Annotated in this window: 21 protein-coding genes; 7 read left to right on the forward strand and 14 right to left on the reverse strand. The window is 39.4% G+C overall.

What is annotated here, in order from left to right; all coding sequences use genetic code 11:
- Window positions 1–77: 77 nt before the first annotated feature.
- The 3 genes from SB775_RS05955 to SB775_RS05965 are packed head-to-tail and all read right to left on the reverse strand — an operon-like array spanning window position 78 to window position 2,404.
- A complete protein-coding gene (locus SB775_RS05955; protein WP_410860858.1) occupies window positions 78–1,130 on the reverse strand; it encodes an alpha/beta fold hydrolase in 1,053 nt (350 codons plus the stop codon).
- Window positions 1,123–1,614 carry a hypothetical protein gene (locus tag SB775_RS05960; protein ID WP_410860859.1) on the reverse strand — a complete coding sequence of 164 codons (492 nt, stop codon included), beginning with the start codon at window positions 1,612–1,614 and terminating at the stop codon, window positions 1,123–1,125. The genes SB775_RS05955 and SB775_RS05960 overlap by 8 nt, the downstream gene beginning before the upstream one ends.
- Window positions 1,615–1,642: 28 nt before the next feature.
- A complete protein-coding gene (locus SB775_RS05965; RefSeq protein ID WP_410860965.1) occupies window positions 1,643–2,404 on the reverse strand; it encodes an SDR family oxidoreductase in 762 nt (253 codons plus the stop codon).
- A 294-nt stretch (window positions 2,405–2,698) separates the two neighbouring features.
- Between SB775_RS05965 and SB775_RS05970 the strand changes: the two genes are divergently transcribed.
- Window positions 2,699–3,154 (forward strand): OsmC family protein, encoded by a 456-nt coding sequence (locus SB775_RS05970; protein WP_410860860.1) that lies wholly within the window; start codon window positions 2,699–2,701, stop codon window positions 3,152–3,154.
- A 46-nt stretch (window positions 3,155–3,200) separates the two neighbouring features.
- On the opposite strand, the gene SB775_RS05975 is transcribed toward SB775_RS05970, so the two are convergent.
- Window positions 3,201–3,452 carry a YkuS family protein gene (locus SB775_RS05975; protein WP_061463471.1) on the reverse strand — a complete coding sequence of 84 codons (252 nt, stop codon included), beginning with the start codon at window positions 3,450–3,452 and terminating at the stop codon, window positions 3,201–3,203.
- A 98-nt stretch (window positions 3,453–3,550) separates the two neighbouring features.
- Here SB775_RS05975 and SB775_RS05980 point away from each other — a divergent pair, with 98 nt between their 5' ends.
- Window positions 3,551–3,685 carry a YuzL family protein gene (locus SB775_RS05980; protein ID WP_089363323.1) on the forward strand — a complete coding sequence of 45 codons (135 nt, stop codon included), beginning with the start codon at window positions 3,551–3,553 and terminating at the stop codon, window positions 3,683–3,685.
- A gap of 124 nt (window positions 3,686–3,809) precedes the next feature.
- Here the strand turns inward: SB775_RS05980 and SB775_RS05985 are convergent, their stop codons facing one another.
- Window positions 3,810–3,974: a hypothetical protein gene (locus SB775_RS05985; protein ID WP_176431950.1), complete on the reverse strand. Its 165-nt coding sequence runs from the start codon at window positions 3,972–3,974 to the stop codon at window positions 3,810–3,812.
- 96 nt (window positions 3,975–4,070) lie between these two features.
- Between SB775_RS05985 and SB775_RS05990 the strand changes: the two genes are divergently transcribed.
- Window positions 4,071–4,262: a hypothetical protein gene (locus tag SB775_RS05990; RefSeq protein ID WP_410860862.1), complete on the forward strand. Its 192-nt coding sequence runs from the start codon at window positions 4,071–4,073 to the stop codon at window positions 4,260–4,262.
- A 30-nt stretch (window positions 4,263–4,292) separates the two neighbouring features.
- On the opposite strand, the gene SB775_RS05995 is transcribed toward SB775_RS05990, so the two are convergent.
- The 3 genes from SB775_RS05995 to SB775_RS06005 all read right to left on the reverse strand — a co-directional run bounded on the left by SB775_RS05995 (window position 4,293) and on the right by SB775_RS06005 (window position 6,986).
- Window positions 4,293–5,231, reverse strand: coding sequence for a magnesium transporter CorA family protein (locus tag SB775_RS05995; RefSeq protein WP_089364323.1), 939 nt, complete (start codon window positions 5,229–5,231; stop codon window positions 4,293–4,295).
- A 321-nt stretch (window positions 5,232–5,552) separates the two neighbouring features.
- Window positions 5,553–5,825 carry a hypothetical protein gene (locus SB775_RS06000; protein WP_089364324.1) on the reverse strand — a complete coding sequence of 91 codons (273 nt, stop codon included), beginning with the start codon at window positions 5,823–5,825 and terminating at the stop codon, window positions 5,553–5,555.
- A 60-nt stretch (window positions 5,826–5,885) separates the two neighbouring features.
- Window positions 5,886–6,986: a nitric oxide synthase oxygenase gene (locus SB775_RS06005; protein WP_410860864.1), complete on the reverse strand. Its 1,101-nt coding sequence runs from the start codon at window positions 6,984–6,986 to the stop codon at window positions 5,886–5,888.
- A gap of 243 nt (window positions 6,987–7,229) precedes the next feature.
- Between SB775_RS06005 and catR the strand changes: the two genes are divergently transcribed.
- Together catR and SB775_RS06015 are read left to right on the forward strand one after the other, a co-directional pair.
- Entirely contained in the window at window positions 7,230–7,553 is a 324-nt protein-coding gene (gene catR / locus SB775_RS06010; protein WP_061463475.1) for a catDE operon transcriptional regulator CatR, read from the forward strand.
- Window positions 7,554–7,708: 155 nt separating this feature from the next.
- The gene (locus SB775_RS06015; RefSeq protein WP_410860866.1) at window positions 7,709–8,626 is read left to right on the forward strand and encodes an NAD(P)/FAD-dependent oxidoreductase; all 918 of its coding nucleotides are present in this window, start codon (window positions 7,709–7,711) and stop codon (window positions 8,624–8,626) included.
- A 98-nt stretch (window positions 8,627–8,724) separates the two neighbouring features.
- On the opposite strand, the gene SB775_RS06020 is transcribed toward SB775_RS06015, so the two are convergent.
- Complete coding sequence (locus SB775_RS06020; protein WP_125161371.1) at window positions 8,725–8,871, reverse strand: lmo0937 family membrane protein; 147 nt, start codon at window positions 8,869–8,871, stop codon at window positions 8,725–8,727.
- A gap of 282 nt (window positions 8,872–9,153) precedes the next feature.
- Here SB775_RS06020 and SB775_RS06025 point away from each other — a divergent pair, with 282 nt between their 5' ends.
- Both SB775_RS06025 and SB775_RS06030 read left to right on the forward strand, forming a co-directional pair.
- Complete coding sequence (locus SB775_RS06025) at window positions 9,154–9,474, forward strand: YckD family protein (protein WP_089364327.1); 321 nt, start codon at window positions 9,154–9,156, stop codon at window positions 9,472–9,474.
- Between the two features lie 167 nt (window positions 9,475–9,641).
- A complete protein-coding gene (locus tag SB775_RS06030) occupies window positions 9,642–11,615 on the forward strand; it encodes a S9 family peptidase (RefSeq protein WP_410860868.1) in 1,974 nt (657 codons plus the stop codon).
- A gap of 42 nt (window positions 11,616–11,657) precedes the next feature.
- Here the strand turns inward: SB775_RS06030 and SB775_RS06035 are convergent, their stop codons facing one another.
- The 5 genes from SB775_RS06035 to SB775_RS06055 all read right to left on the reverse strand — a co-directional run bounded on the left by SB775_RS06035 (window position 11,658) and on the right by SB775_RS06055 (window position 15,772).
- Window positions 11,658–12,089, reverse strand: a complete 432-nt coding sequence (locus SB775_RS06035; RefSeq protein ID WP_089364329.1) for a CBS domain-containing protein — start codon at window positions 12,087–12,089, stop codon at window positions 11,658–11,660.
- A gap of 81 nt (window positions 12,090–12,170) precedes the next feature.
- Window positions 12,171–13,007, reverse strand: a complete 837-nt coding sequence (locus tag SB775_RS06040; protein ID WP_089364330.1) for an MBL fold metallo-hydrolase — start codon at window positions 13,005–13,007, stop codon at window positions 12,171–12,173.
- 89 nt (window positions 13,008–13,096) lie between these two features.
- Window positions 13,097–14,077, reverse strand: a complete 981-nt coding sequence (locus SB775_RS06045) for an ABC transporter permease (protein WP_410860870.1) — start codon at window positions 14,075–14,077, stop codon at window positions 13,097–13,099.
- Window positions 14,070–14,984, reverse strand: coding sequence for an ABC transporter ATP-binding protein (locus SB775_RS06050; RefSeq protein WP_410860871.1), 915 nt, complete (start codon window positions 14,982–14,984; stop codon window positions 14,070–14,072). Before SB775_RS06050 ends, SB775_RS06045 begins: the two co-directional genes overlap by 8 nt.
- The gene (locus SB775_RS06055) at window positions 14,981–15,772 is read right to left on the reverse strand and encodes a GDSL-type esterase/lipase family protein (protein WP_410860872.1); all 792 of its coding nucleotides are present in this window, start codon (window positions 15,770–15,772) and stop codon (window positions 14,981–14,983) included. The genes SB775_RS06050 and SB775_RS06055 overlap by 4 nt, the downstream gene beginning before the upstream one ends.
- Window positions 15,773–15,792 lie beyond the last annotated feature (20 nt).

The raw sequence follows: 15,792 nt of genomic DNA on the forward strand, positions 1-15,792 counted from the left end.
CCTATATACGCCAAAACCGGCATGATTTTAATATACTCACTGTCGTTCAATACGTACATTTCACTTCCCCCAGTAACTTATTTAATTGGTGAAGAACGCCCTGGCAGCCATTCCTTCAAATAATATGGGAGTCCACCGGAATATTGTTTAGCAGCATGTCCACTTTTCAATAGTCTGTATGTCTTATCCTTACATGTTAGATGCTCCATTACCGGATAAATCATCTCCTGAGGGACCAAACGATCATACTTATTTGCTGTGACCAAAACACTAGCATCAATTTTCGAAAGTTTCGCCTTTTTCCCCCTAACCTTAAAACCACCATTAACCAAGCGATTTTTCATCAAAAGATCCTTCGTTATTTGTTTTGCAGCTGCTCCTGATAATGGCACATGCCCATTGGTCCACGCGTTGAAACGGCGCCAATTTTGAACGTATTCAGCATCATCCGCTTTATTCAATAAAGATAAATAGGGTGATATATATATAGGAGATGTAATTAAACGGATTCCATATTTAACTGCACTTGCTGGGATCGTTTGATAAATATCAATCGTCTCGTCAAAATCCACGGTCCCTTCTTTTACTGCTTCCTGCCATTGATCAAAAAATTCTGAGGCGCTGAAATCTACCGGTGTAACGGAGAGGATCAAATTCTTGATCGGCTCGTCGGCAATGGCAGCATATATCGCTGCTAACGTACCGCCGAGACAAAACCCCATAACTGTAATTTCTGATGCTCCAGAGTGACGTAATGCACGCTGCACTCCTTTTTGAATATAATCGACGATATAATCTTCGATCGATATCTCGCCATCCTCAAAACCCGGGCTTCCGAAATCAAGCAAATATACATCAAAACCTTCATTTACAAAAGATTCTATTAAACTATTCCCTGGGGACAAATCAAGAATCAATGGAGTATTGATTAGTGAATATATAAGAAAAACCGGCACATCATATTTTTTTTGTGCCGACGGATAATACCAGAGCGTTGATTTGTTTTTTTTCCACACCTCTTTTTTCGACGTCAGACCCACTTCAGGCATAGGCTGATTGGGAATATCCAAAAAATGCTTCCATTTAGATATGGGTTCGGACTGATGTTTCTGCACTTTCCGTTTAGACATTTGAATTCCCCTGTCCAAATGAATCGAATTTAGGCAACTGGGCACTTAATAATAAGGACTCATTCATAAAATCCACTAACCTTTTTTTACTCCCTTCTATTTCATTGGATTCCCATCCTGATTTCTTTAACTTTTTACGCGATGAATAAGGATTCCGTTTATTACGAAATGAAGAATTCCCTCTGACATTCCCGTCCCTATCCATAAGTAACTCTTCTAACCTATCAATTTTTTCTTCGAGCTGGATGACTAATTTTGCAAGACTCGCTACATCTTTTTTTGTTGGGTAATTCATGATGATGGACATTCTTTCTGAGGCTTCCTGCATCCTATTTATTTTTGGAATCTGCAATTGTGCATTGTCGCTTACTGTTTCAATTAATTCCCGGTTATTCAGCAGATTTTGAAATTTTTGATTCAGCTCTTGCTCTTTTTGTACTCCTAGTAGTTTAAGCCCTTCATAAAAATTTGATTCCTTAGCCATATATATCTTTCCTTCCTTTCTCCTCCATTTATGCTAATGCCGATGTTCCCCCGTCAACGATCAAAACATGACCAACCATATAGTCAGAAGCCTGTGAGGCTAAAAATACGGCGGCTCCCTTTAAATCATCTTCATTGCCAAACCTGCGAGCCGGAGTATTACCTAGTATGTCATAATTGGATTTCTCAAGAATTCCCTTTGTGATTTTGGTCGGGAAAAATCCAGGTGCTATCGCATTGACCTGGATGCCGTATCTTGCAAGTTTAACTCCTAAATCTTTAGTCATTGTAATGACGGCACCCTTACTGGTGTTATAAGCTATGGTATCCAATACCTCAGGAAACGTACCGCCAAGACCTGTCACGGATGCGATATTAATGATTTTTCCGGAATTTTGCTGTATCATAACCTTCGCTACAGCCTGTGAAAACAAGAATGTACCTGTAACATTTACATTCAATACTTTTTCCCACTTATCCTTGGGAAGATCCACAAATGGACCTGACCAGGACGTGCCGCTATTATTGACGAGAATATCAATCGTACCGAATTGAGCAACCGTTTCCTGTACCACACGATCAATGTCACTCTCATTCGTTATATCACATTCAAAGGCAATGGCATTAACACCCATTGATTGCAAGTGTTCACATACTTCCTTACATACAGGAAGATTTCGTGAAGCAATGGCTATATTAGCGCCAGCCTCACCCAAAGCCATAGCAATCTGTTTGCCCAATCCTCTTCCGCCTCCGGTAATGATTGCCGTTTTATTAGTCAAATCGAACATATTGCTCAATGTAGTCAACTTTTCAGCCCTTCCGTAATGAATTATTATTTATATAGAACTATCTATATCATTATAGAAAAGCCTATCCAATATTGTGCTTAAAATAGCCTAATGCCTCTGCCTTTTGTTTTACCAAGCTTTTAATGGGCCGATTCCTTTAGATTATTCGGCAGGTTTTTATGTCCCAATCGGTGATAATTAGACCGAACGGGCACTTTATTCGGCCGATTGAGCAAAATCGAATACTTGAACTATTTAATCGTTTACACTAGAGAATAGTAAGGAGGTTTTAAAATGACCATACATCACTTTCATTTAACCGCAGAATGGCCCGGCGGCAGAAATGATATCGGCATGATTCAATCAGGGAATCTTCAAACACAGATAAGTATCCCTATGGAAATGGAGGGGCCAGGGATCGGCACAAATCCCGATGAAATGCTGCTTGGAGCGGCCTCGACCTGCTATATCATTACCTTTGCTGCCATGTTAGAGCGAGCCCATATAAAAAAGGCCAGCTTGACCATGCAATCGGAAGCCATAGTGGATGTTACGAATGGTGTATTCACCTACAAGAAGATCATTCATCGCCCTACACTTGTATTAGCACCGGATACATCTGAAAAAGCGGCTGAAAAGGCGAGGAAGCTTGCTGAAAAAGCTGAAGCTTCTTGTATGATTTCAAGAGCGATCAAAGGTAATGTAGCTGTGGAATTGAACGCGGCAATTTCCATTGCACAACATCCTTAAACAGGAAAAAAGTGCCTAAACCGGTAAAGGTTAGGCACTTTTTGAACTATTGAATTGCGTTCACTTTATTTTCAACCTCGCGGCACACTTCATCAGCCGATAAACCATTTGCCTCAATGATAGACGCTTTTAATGAAGTATCACTAATTCCCATCACATTAGTATCCAATCCTGTTACCACACAACAATCCACGTTTTTTGCGTCAGCTTCTTGTTTAATCTCCACAACATCAAAACCTTTTTCACGAAGTGCTTCCTGAATATTCGTTAATGATTCTTCAACACCGATTTTTGACATCAACACACACCTCCTCTTCTTTCTAACCTGTCCTTTTCACCTTCAATATATGTATAGGATGCAAAGGAAATAGGGAAAGTAATATCGAGGTGATAAACATGAATGGAAAACACAAGAAAGATGCATCACAAACCCGTTTAGGTTCTTCTCAGGTTGAGGGGCAAGGTACCACTACAAAAGAAACCGGGTCCTTCACTCAACCATCTTCACTTAAAAAGCAAAAGCGTTCATGATCAAAATGAATCCCATCATGGAATTCCGCTTTCATTTTGGACAAAAAACGCTTGGTTTAACCGCCAAGCGTTTTTCCACTGCATAATCCAATGTTAATTGTACCGCACCCAGGAAGCTCTTTTCTTATATATTTTGTTTCCTGATTTCCCGTTGGATTTTTAAATCATTCAATTGATCCCCATCAATGGTTTTTGAACCCACTTTTGCTTTTTCTGCTTCATCCTGGTTAAAATCACTTACCTTTAAATTATTATTGGGAGCGGCTTGTTCGTTCCATTTGGTCATCATGATCTCCTCCTCATTCCTTTTATCTTTCCCAAACCAAAGAATATTCATGAATACACCACATCATTTATTGCAAAGATACTAATGGAGGTGGTTTTATTGGAACCAAACAAACCCGGCAATAAGAATGCACCGGATTTTAAAGAGCTGAACGACCGTATCATCAGGGAGCCATCACAGAGTCCCCGTTTAGTCATCGAAACAAATTTGGATGCAAAGAATGTAAATGATGAGAACCCCTATTCCGATAGAATCAACAGTGATGGATTTGCTGATTTTTTTGAGGAATAAAACAAAACCGGCTTAATAAGCCGGTTTCTCTTAAAAATATTTCTTCTTCCAAAAAATGAATGCCGTCGTCCCCGCTAAAGTGATGGCAATTAATAATGTAAAGATGAAAGCAAACTGATTATGTTCAAATGGCAGTTCCACATTCATTCCGTAAAAACTTGCCACCATCGTCGGAAGCGTTAAAATAATTGTCACTGAGGTTAGAAACTTCATGGCATTATTGACATTATTCGAAATAATCGAAGCGAATGCATCCATCATCCCGCTAAGAATCGAGAGATACACTTCTGCCATTTCGATTGCCTGTGCATTTTCGATGATTACGTCCTCAAGCAATTCTTTATCTTCTTCATACATTTTCAAATAATTAAAACGGAGGATCTTATCAAGTACTACCCGATTGGATTTCAATGATGTAGTAAAATAAACCAGGCTTTTTTCCAAAGCCAAAAAAGTATATAGTTCTTTATTTTTCATTGACTGATGCAATTCACGTTCCGCTTCATTAGTCATCTTGTTAATCTGTTTAAGGTACCGTAAATAATAGGATGAAATTTCAAATAATATTTGTAAAGCAAACCTTGTTTTCTTATTGGTGAAAAATCCTTTAATCTTATTGTTTTTGAAATTCGCTAAAATTGGGGTTTCTTTCAAAGATACTGTAATAAAACAGTCTTTGGTAAAGATCATCCCTATGGGAATCGTTTCAAAGATGGGTAAATCGGCTTCGTCCCGAGTCAAATATGGGAAGTCGACAATAATTAAAACATTATCATCTTCTTTTTCTATGCGGGGCCTTTCCTCATCGTCCAGCGGATCTTTCATGAAATTAATCGGTAACTTCAAAGTCGTGCATATATAATCTATTTCGGCCTCTGTCGGCGCGACAATATTCACCCAGGAACCTTTTGTCATTTCCTCGATATTGTTTAGGTGCCGGTTTTCATTCGTCTTGTAGATTTCAATCATTTGATGACCTCCTCTTCTATAGAGAAAGCCTTATTTACCTTCTTCGAGCAGATACTCAGGGAGAATAACAGTCTCGACTTCTAGCATCATATTGGCTTCCTCTTGCTTACTGGGTTCAGGATCATAAGAACTGCTGCTCACTCGTATCCACTTCCTTTCGATTCTTTAATCTTAATCCTTATTCTTTTAAAGCACAATAACGAATTTACCACCTTGAACACCCCGTTTAAAATTCGCAATCATCTGAATTTAACGATTTAAAAAAAGATCAAATAAAGCCATAAAAAATCGCTTGGAATCTCCAAGCGATTTTTTATTACGTTATCCATGCTTAGCATTATTATAATAGTGAACACCATACATGGCGCCTTCATCTACCATTTTATTATCTTCATGATCATATGGATCGGGGTGACCTGCCTTTTCAATTACAGGATCCAGCTCTGAAGCCTTCCTATTCCAAAAACTTAATGTTTTATCTTTTGCACTGGACCACATGTCCTTCACTTTTCCTCTGTTCGTTTTATTTGAAAAAAATGAGACTCCGGCAACTCCGACTCCTAGTAATACTACGTTTCTTCCTAATGCCATCATTACCTTCCCCCTTATTATTGGATTAATATATATATACCCAATGCCCGTTGATGTAAACCTTTATTTATATGGAGGCTTTTGATAAAAGAAATTAGGTTTCATTATTTCATTGTTATACGGCTGATGAAATACGTGTGTCGTAGCTGGAGACACCGGTGGAATTAACCAGGTCCAGTCACCCGTTACTTTTCGGTCACATGAAGTTTCCTTTTCTTCGAATTTCTTGAATTGTTTTGCTGCCGTATGGTGATCAACAATGCTGACCCCATGTTTTTTAAACGAATGGAGGACTGCATCATTCAGTTCGATCAAGGCTCGATCTTTCCATAAATTTGAATCACGTTTAATATCCAAGCCCATCCTCTCCCCTATTGCTGGAAGCATATTGTAGCGATCTTCATCAGCAAGGTTTCTGCCGCCAATCTCCGTTCCCATGTACCACCCATTAAATGGTGCAGCTGAATAAGTAATACCGCCAATTTCTAGCCTCATACCAGATATGATTGGAACTGCATACCATTTGATTTGAAGATCTTGAAACCATGTAAACTCAGGGTGGGTGATTGGAACTTCCTTAACTAGACTTTCAGGAATTTCATGAAATTCAGGGGTTTTTCCGTCCAACTGGACTACAAGGGGTAAAAGATTGAAAGGTCCAAATTTCCCTTCCCATCCTAATGCCATGCATTGCTTTGTGAATTCTATTGAACTTGAATCGCCAATTACACCATGCTCTGTCTCATATCCTGCATAACGAATAAGCTGATGATTCCAAATATCCACTTTTACATCATGATCTTTCTGTTTGAAAATTGTAATCAAAGGCCTGATGTTTCCATTATTCGTAGCGTATTCGATATGCTCAAAGAGAGCCGATACTATTTCTTCCTCGCTTTGAATCATCCTTTTATCAATCACCCTCAGCGACTCCCAAAAAAAGCGCCCGATGCATCGATTACTATTACGCCAAGCTAATTTAGCACCATAAACCAATTCTTCATATGTATGTTCATATCTGCCTGTTTCATTTAATTCCTTTTTGATTTGTTCGATCCTGGCATTTATGTCCTCTTTCGTTTTCAATAATTCCGGGTAACTTGTCCTGATAAAGGATTCGGCCTCTTGAAGTAAATCACTCATTTTTCCCACGGATCCTTCCATTTTCAACTCTTTGACTTCAATAATAAAGTAACATATTTTTCATAGTATCTCTAAAGGAACGCAGTTTTAAAAGAGCATTTCTTTTAAAATGTGGCAATTCTGAGGCGAAAATTTTATTCATGATACTTAAAGTAAGTTCATAAATTTCTTATACTATAACATCTCTAGTAACTAAATAATATTCGGTAAAGTTGTTACATAAGAGGTAAATGCATTATAATATAATAATAATGGGGTGATATGATGAATAATACGACACTTTGTCCACGATTTGAAAAAGGAATGCAAATCTTGAGTAAACGCTGGACTGGATTGATTGTCAATCAATTGCTTAATGGCCCTCAACGGTTTTGTAATATTGAATCTGCCTTCCCGATCAGCGGCAGGATTCTTTCTGAACGTTTAAAGGACTTGGAAATTGAAGGTATTGTAAAAAGGGACGTATATCCAGAGACACCAGTCCGGATTGAATATTCTTTAACTGAAAAAGGCAAGGCCCTTGCACCGGTAATGAAAGAAATTCAAAACTGGGCACAAGAATGGCTCGAACCAATACAGAACCAATAAAATAGGCATTAGAAGAAATCGGGGAAAGTTCGCCAGCTGGCGGACTTTCCCTTTTTTTATATCTAGCATTTGTTTAGGTGCCTGCGACAAGTGGTATATTTTTTACAGTTAGAATAACACTAGGTTTATTCCAAAATTGTATGGGCGGTGTATTCATGAAGCAAGCAGATTGCATTATTGTTGGTGGTGGTATAGCTGGTATTCAGGCAGCCATTCAGCTCGGAAGATATAAACATGATATTATTGTCATTGATTCTGCTCAAGGCCGTTCTTCCATAGCCAAGGCTTACCATAACATTCTTGGATGGCCAGATGGGGTAAGCGGGCACCAATTAAGGACTCTGGGCAGACAGCACGCAGAAAAATTCAATGTTGAATTTTTGGAAGATACAGTGACATCTCTTGAAAAAAAGCGGGACAAGTTTTTTATCCACACAAAGAAGGGCATGGAATATCAAGCAAAAATGATTTTTCTAGGTACCGGTATTACCGATAACATCCCTCCAATCAAAAACATCTATACAACCCTTGGGACATCCACATATATATGCCCTGACTGTGATGGGTATGAGATCATGGATAAACAAACCGTGGTCCTTGGAGGCGGAAATGCAGGTGCAGGAATGGCCCTTACTTTATTATATTGGTCAAAGGATATCATTTACGTCAATCACTTGAAATCAAAAATTGATGAAAAGTATAGGGAAAAGTTAAAGGAAAATCAAATTCCCGTATTCGAAGAAGAAGTCGAAGAGGTTCTAGTAGATGCCAAACAGCAGTTAACCGCAATACAATTAGTATCTGGTAAAATAATTGAAGCCGAAAAGGCATTCACGGCGTTTAAAGGGAACAAACTTAATAATGGCCTCGCCTTACAACTAGGTGTACATGTAAACGAAAACAATCATGTCGTGATTCATCCCCGCACTAAAGAAACGAATATTAAAGGAGTTTGGGCCGGCGGTGACCTTGTTGCCCATTCCGAACAAGTCACTATTTCGATGGGGGATGGGACCCAAGCCGCGATTTGGATTCATAAGAGACTGTTGGGCCAGCCACTTCCTTATGATTAACACCTACGGGAATTTAAAAGGGCGACCTGTTCACCAGGCCGCCCTTTGCAATCGTATTTATAAAAATCTTCTGTGTAAGACTTCGTTTCACATCTAATCTACGTTCGCTTCCTACCTTTAAAAACTTTAACCAAAATGAGAATGACCGCGATGATAAGCAGGATATGTATAAAGCCTGCAGCCACTTTAAAGACTAAACCAAGAACCCATAATAATATTATTACGCCAATAATTGTCCAAAGCATTATAATCCCCCTTCCTTCCCTTCTCATAATGGATCTTTCTTAATGAGAAGTTTCCTCAGAATGTTTAACTTACATTTAAATTACCCTTATCTTTCTGCAACAAACCCTTTTGTGGGTAAACCAAAAAAAATTACATAAAACTGTAAAATCTGTAAAAGATAATAATGAATGAGGAATCTTCCATATTGAAAACATTCACCATAAGGAAGGCCTTTCAAGTTTTTATGGTTCTGCAGATCTTTTATAAGAAAAGGCAAAAACAAAAGAAGGAGTCGTTCATCCATGAAAAAGTTTTTAATCATCTGTTTAACAGCCTGTTCCCTATTCTTAGTTAACATGGATTACCCGTCTGCACATGAAACTAAAGCAAAACCGGAAAGTGTACAATTCACTGAGGTTCAAAAATCGGAAATCGCAAAGATACACAAGCAAATACTTGCGGACAAAAAGAAGTTGATCGAAAAATATGTTGAATATGGTGCGCTATCAAAAGAAGACGCCGATAAAATGTTTTCACATTTTGAAAAACATTATAAAATGATGGAAGAACATAATTTTCAAATATCGCCGCATCGCCCACATACAGGGCATACGCATAAGTAATTCTATGTTCTTTGCCTATATAGCATGATAATCCGTCCTGATAAAAGGCCGGATTTTTTCATTTCATTCTTTCTTGATAAATAAACACTACGCGTTTACCATTTACTAAAGGATTTATATTTCTCTTTAGCGAAATACATAACAATGAGAATGAAAGGGTGAAAAGGATGAACAAAATAGGTATAACAGCAAGAGACTTATTTCACTTGAAATCAGTAACCGATCCAAAGCTATCGCCGGATGGCAGCATGGCGGTGTATGTCCAAACCAGAATTGATGAAAAAACAGAAAAATACATTTCCAATCTGTTTATGTTCAGCCTGATTACGAATGAAACAAAGCAATGGACGTTTGGGGATAATCGTGATACATCACCTGCATGGTCCCCCGACGGAAAGCATATCGCCTTTATATCGGACAGATCTGGAAAAAAACAAGTGCACATTATTGGGAGCATTGGAGGGGAAGCACGCCAATTGACCCATTTCGTTAACGGTGTAACAAAACCTATATGGTCTCCTTGTTCCACCAAGTTGTTGCTTTCTACAGGGTTAAAAGAGGGGGAATGCCTCAATGCGGTTAAGGAAAATGATTTTTCCAAAGATGTTCATAGATATGACCGGATTAAGTATAAATGGGATGGGAGAGGCTATTTTGATCAGTTATTTCAGCAGCTTGTCATCGTGGAGATTTTAAATGACGAAGCCATATTGCTGACGGAAAATAATATTGATCATCACCCGAATGCGTGGTCCCCTGACGGTCAGCACATTGCATTCATAAGCGGGGATGCAGAAAAGAGTGATGATGAACTTTTTTCTGATATTTTCATCATGGAACTAGAAACGAATTCTTCACGTAAGTTAACGGATAGTACAGGTTTCTTTAGAGATCCGAAATGGTCTCCAAATGGTGAATACCTTTCATTCATTGGCCATTATAAAGAATTTGCCGGTGCCACCTTTTCAAATATCTGGTTATACTCCATATTCGATCAATCCATTCAGTGCTTAACCGATGGATGGGACGTCCAAATTGGGGATTCTGCAATCGGTGATTTCCAAGTCGGAGCAGTCGACCCTGGTATTTTATGGACAAACGATAGCCAAGGCTTTTACTTTTTAATAAGCGATTATGGAAATACTGGCGTATATTATGGTTCGATTGAAGGAGCCATGTATCCATCTATACTTGATCCGCAGCATATATACGGCCTGACTATAGATCCCGAAAGCCATCGTGCGGTCGTGGCCATTAGTACCCCCGTTCATCCCGGTGATCTCTTTGTTTATAACCTTACAAATGGGGATAAAGAACAAATTAGTTTTATTAATGAAGATTTTTTAAAGGATAAACATTTGTCCATAGCCGAACCCATTACTTTTCCATCTGTTGATGGACTTACCATACACGGCTGGATCATGAGACCGACCAATTTTAATGGAAATCAAAAATATCCACTCATTTTAGAAATCCATGGCGGTCCGCATATGATGTATGCCAATACCTATGTTCACGAATTTCAGACCTTGGCTAATGAAGGGTATACTATTTTGTTCACTAACCCACGTGGGAGTGTGGGTTATGGTCAGGACTTCGTAAATGCCTGCCGAGGGGATTATGGAGGCATGGATTATCAGGACTTAATGGCGGGCGTTGACCATGTTTTAGCGACGTATGATTTTATAGAGCATGAAAATTTGGGAGTATCCGGCGGCAGCTATGGCGGGTTCATGACAAATTGGATCATCGGTCATACCAACCGTTTCAAGGCCGCTGTTACTCAGCGCTGCATTAGTAACTGGATTAGCTTTTATGGCGTCAGCGACATTGGCTATTATTTTACTGAATGGGAAGTAGGCGGCGATATCGTTAACTCTGCTGAAAAATTGTGGCAGCACTCACCTTTAAAATATGTTTCCAATGTGAATACCCCTTTACTTTTACTTCACGGTGAAAAGGATTTCCGATGTCCCATTGAACAGAGCGAGCAATTTTTTGTCGCTTTAAAACGGCAAAAAAAAGAAGCGGTACTTGTTTCCTTCCCAGATGAGACTCATGAAGTATCCCGAAGCGGATCTCCAAAAATGCGTCTGCAACATGTAGAAGAAATAAAAGGATGGTTCAATAAATATTTTTAAAAACAAAACTCTGTTAGCCTTTCGCTAACAGAGTTTTTGTTTTTAATGTTGGATTTGATCTCTGTCCTCGGAAATTGAACTTAAAGCATTTCCCGCAATTGAATTTGTCTGATGATGCACAGCAAGATCACCCAACGCCACGACTCCGACCAGCTGGTCATTTTCAATTATAGGGAGCCTTCTGATTTGTTCATTCCCCATTAACTCCTCAGCTTCATCCACTGACATATCAGGGGTGCCTGTTACAAGATTCGTGGAAATAACATCGGTAATTCTAGTCGAATTCGGCTTTTTCTCGGCAACACAGCGGATAACGATATCCCTGTCTGTAATGACACCAATTAATTTGTTATTCTCCAATACAGGAATGACTCCAACATCATCATCCTTCATTTTGACTGCTGCTTCATATATATTATCTTCCACAGTGCAACAATCCACGTCTGTTGTCATAATATCTCTTAATGTAGTCACGGATATTACCTCCATTTTTCATTAGTTGCTTGTTTATTGTTGACTGCTCAAGAGAAATTATTCATCAAACCCTAACACATTTCATTCCACATATTTCCCATGATCCGGTTTAGCTAAAGAATCGAATTCCTTTGCCAACTTTGATAATCCCCTTTCCAATTCTTCCCCTTCAATAGGATACCCGTGCCCCGTTACTGCTACAGCAGGATTCAGACTATCCAATAACCTTACCGATTCCTTGGCAGACTCCCAATCGGTTGTCAAATACCGTGGCGGCCCTGCTATTTCTTTCTCCTGAGTGATGACCTTGTATAGTGAATCTTGCCTGACATTCACAAAAGCATCTCCAGCTATCAGACTTCGGTCACTTTCCCGAAATAGTGAAATATGTCCTTTTGAATGGCCCGGGGTGTGAACCCATTTCCAATCGCCAAGCTCGGGAACACTGTGATCATCAGGCAGGGGTTGAACTTTTTCATCCAGGTTGATTCCCTCATTCGGAAACATCCAAGAAATCTTAGCAACCATCCCCCCTTCGACAGTATAATCTGGCTCAGGATAATTTTCCTGTCCCGTTAAATAAGGCATTTCTTTAATGTGGGCATAAACAGGAGCTTCCCAATATTCCATTAACTCAATCAATGCACCAACATGATCGAAATGTCCATGTGTCAAAATGATGGCCGCAGGTGGATGATGTGGTCCGTATATTTCTTCGGCAGCTCTCTTTATCATCTCTGCTGAACGTGGCATTCCTGCATCTATCAATACCCATTTTTCATCTTTGGGGGACCCTATAAAAATTACATTAACGATTTGTACGGGCAGACAGTATATATCCTCTTTTACAATCTGAACATCTCCACTGGAAACTGAAGTCATTGGCAGAAATTTTTCATTCAAATGATTATCATCCATTATAGACCTCCTAATAAAACTTACTGTTTTTTTAAGGATACCCTGTAAAAGAAAATAAAAAACAACCTATAATTTATATAGGCTGTCTTTCAGTAAACATCCCTGCGTGTAAAAACTGTAAAAGAAATAAGTAAAGCAAGCACCCACCAAACGAGCAATGTAATGACGGAGGATAATAAGGTCATCCCTTCTATCGGAGGAGCCGTCCCGCTAATATAGGCGGTCAATTTCAAATTCACCATAAAAAAATATTTCGCTGACACCCATGATGAAACCATATTGTTCAATATAGCTCCGGAAATCAATGCAGCCAGCATAATGCCCATGCCTGCAGGGGTGCTTCGCACCAAAACCGAAAGCATGAAAGAAAGGGTACCTACCACTACTGCAACCAGCCAGACAAGCCCCAAATCCATCATAAGGAATTTCCATTGTTCCACTAGCCTTACTTGACTGACATCCACATCAGCACCCTTTAATTCGAATCCGGTTATTACGGGTGCCCCCCAACCTTGATACCCAAAAACGATCCCCGATAAAAAATACGCCAAAAAGGCTGTCATCGCCACGATAATCGAAACTGACAAAATTAATGTTACATATTTGCTCAATAAAATTTTCCAGCGCTCAACTGGCCGTGTCAGCAGAAGCTTGATCGTGCCTTGACTATTTTCGGAAGAAACCAAATCACTTGCCACTATCATGATCAACAGCGGAATGAACAAATCAATTGCATTTTCCAAAAACATGCGAGTAAAAGTAGCGGCTCCTGGCTCTGTCGGGTTAATGTCATGATCCAGGTAATATTGCTGCTGTTTGAGACTTACTTCCAGCTGTTCACGCCACTCATCCAACATCCTATTTGAACCCAACCGATTTTGAGTATCAATGATCTGTTGCTGAAGAGCTGCACGCCAATCATCAGTTCCCAGCTTCTCCCGCTGCTCTTCCACTTGTTTGTATTGTGCATACGTGAACATCAACACTAAAATTCCGACGATGATACCTATTATGATTAACCGTTTCTTTGCCAACAACTTCATCATTTCATTTTGGATCAAGTTATTCAATATTTCCACCTCCGACACCGGTCACTTGTAAAAATAACTCTTCCAGTCCCGGAAGCTTTCGGTTCATTTCATGTACCTTCACCCCTGCTTGGTTAAGTGCAGCATTCCATTCGGGGGTTTCGAATTCATCATAAGCTGTAATGATATATTTTTGATCTAAGGTAATATCGGTGAAACCACTAAGGATTTCCACTCCCTTTTGTAAAGGTTCTACCCTCCAAATCATCCGTTCTTGCGTGGATAATAGGCGTTCCACTGTATCCGTTTTGATAATTTCCCCACTTTTAATAATTGCGACGCGGTCACAAAGCTGTTGTATTTCACCTAATAAGTGAGAAGAAACTAGAACACTCATGCCTTCTTCTTCAGCTAACTTTCTAATGAATTGTCGCATTTCACGGATTCCAGCAGGATCTAGACCGTTAGTGGGTTCATCCAAAATCAACAGCTTAGGACTATTAAGCATTGCCTGCGCGATTCCTAGACGCTGCCTCATACCTAAGGAATAGGTCTTCACTTTATCATGAATTCTCGCTTGCAGACCGACGAGTTCTACAACCTCGATCATTCTTTTTTCATCAACTTCAGGTAACATCCTTGCAAAGTGGAGCAAATTATTCCACCCGCTCAAAAATGGATATAACTCTGGATTTTCAACAATGCAGCCCATTTGCTTCATTGCCTTCGTAAATTCCTGACGAACATCATACCCGCATATATGGATGGAACCGGAGGATGGCTTAATCAAACCGACCAACATGCGGATCGTTGTCGTTTTACCGGCTCCATTCGGTCCTAAAAAGCCAAAAACCTCACCTTCATTCAGCTCAAAATCTATTCCTTTAATAATTTCCCTTTTGCCAATCCTTTTTTTCAAGCCCTTGACAGACAATGTCACCTGTTTCATCGATCCTCATCCTCCCATTTTATTAAAGGAGCAACCCTATCAGCAATCAAACGATAACCCTTCTGATTAGGGTGAAATTTATCTGAATACAAATACTCATTTACCGACAATTGAAATATATCAAATGTTGGGACGAAAATTGCATTCTTATAAAGAGCCACGACTTCTGCCGTTTCATTATTCCAGTCCCGTACGATGCGGTTAGTATCAAAGTCCTCATCCAACTCTATAAATGGATTATACAGGCCAAGCAATAATATGGTAGCTGTATCATTGACATTATTGATATCTTTAAAAATACCATGTAAATTCTTCAAATAATTCCTTTTCAAATCAGATGTGGCTTCACTATCATAATCAAGCAGGGTCTGGCCTTTTTGAAATAAATCGTTTCCGCCGATCGTAACTAAAATAACATCAGCCGCTTGGATTTGGCGCTTCACTTCCGGTTGTTTGACTTGCTGCGCCAATTCTTTAGATACCTGTCCATTAATTCCCAGGTTATGGATGAGCGGTTTTTTATTATATTCACTCTCCAACTCTTCCACAACAAGTCCGACGTAGCCTTTGCCTGTTTCATCACCTGTACCACGCGTCAATGAATCACCTAACGCCACAACCGTAAAATCATCAGGCAGATCATTTTTAATGGGGGATTCCTCTATTGTTTCCATATCAGAAGTCCTTTTTCCATAATGGTCAATAATTGCCCATCCTAGGCATAATAAAAAAAACAGTCCGATAAGAGCTGATACAATGGTAGCGGCCAATACTTTTGATTTGCTCAAAAACACTCATCCTTCCATTC

Source organism: Peribacillus sp. SIMBA_075, from assembly GCF_046534585.1.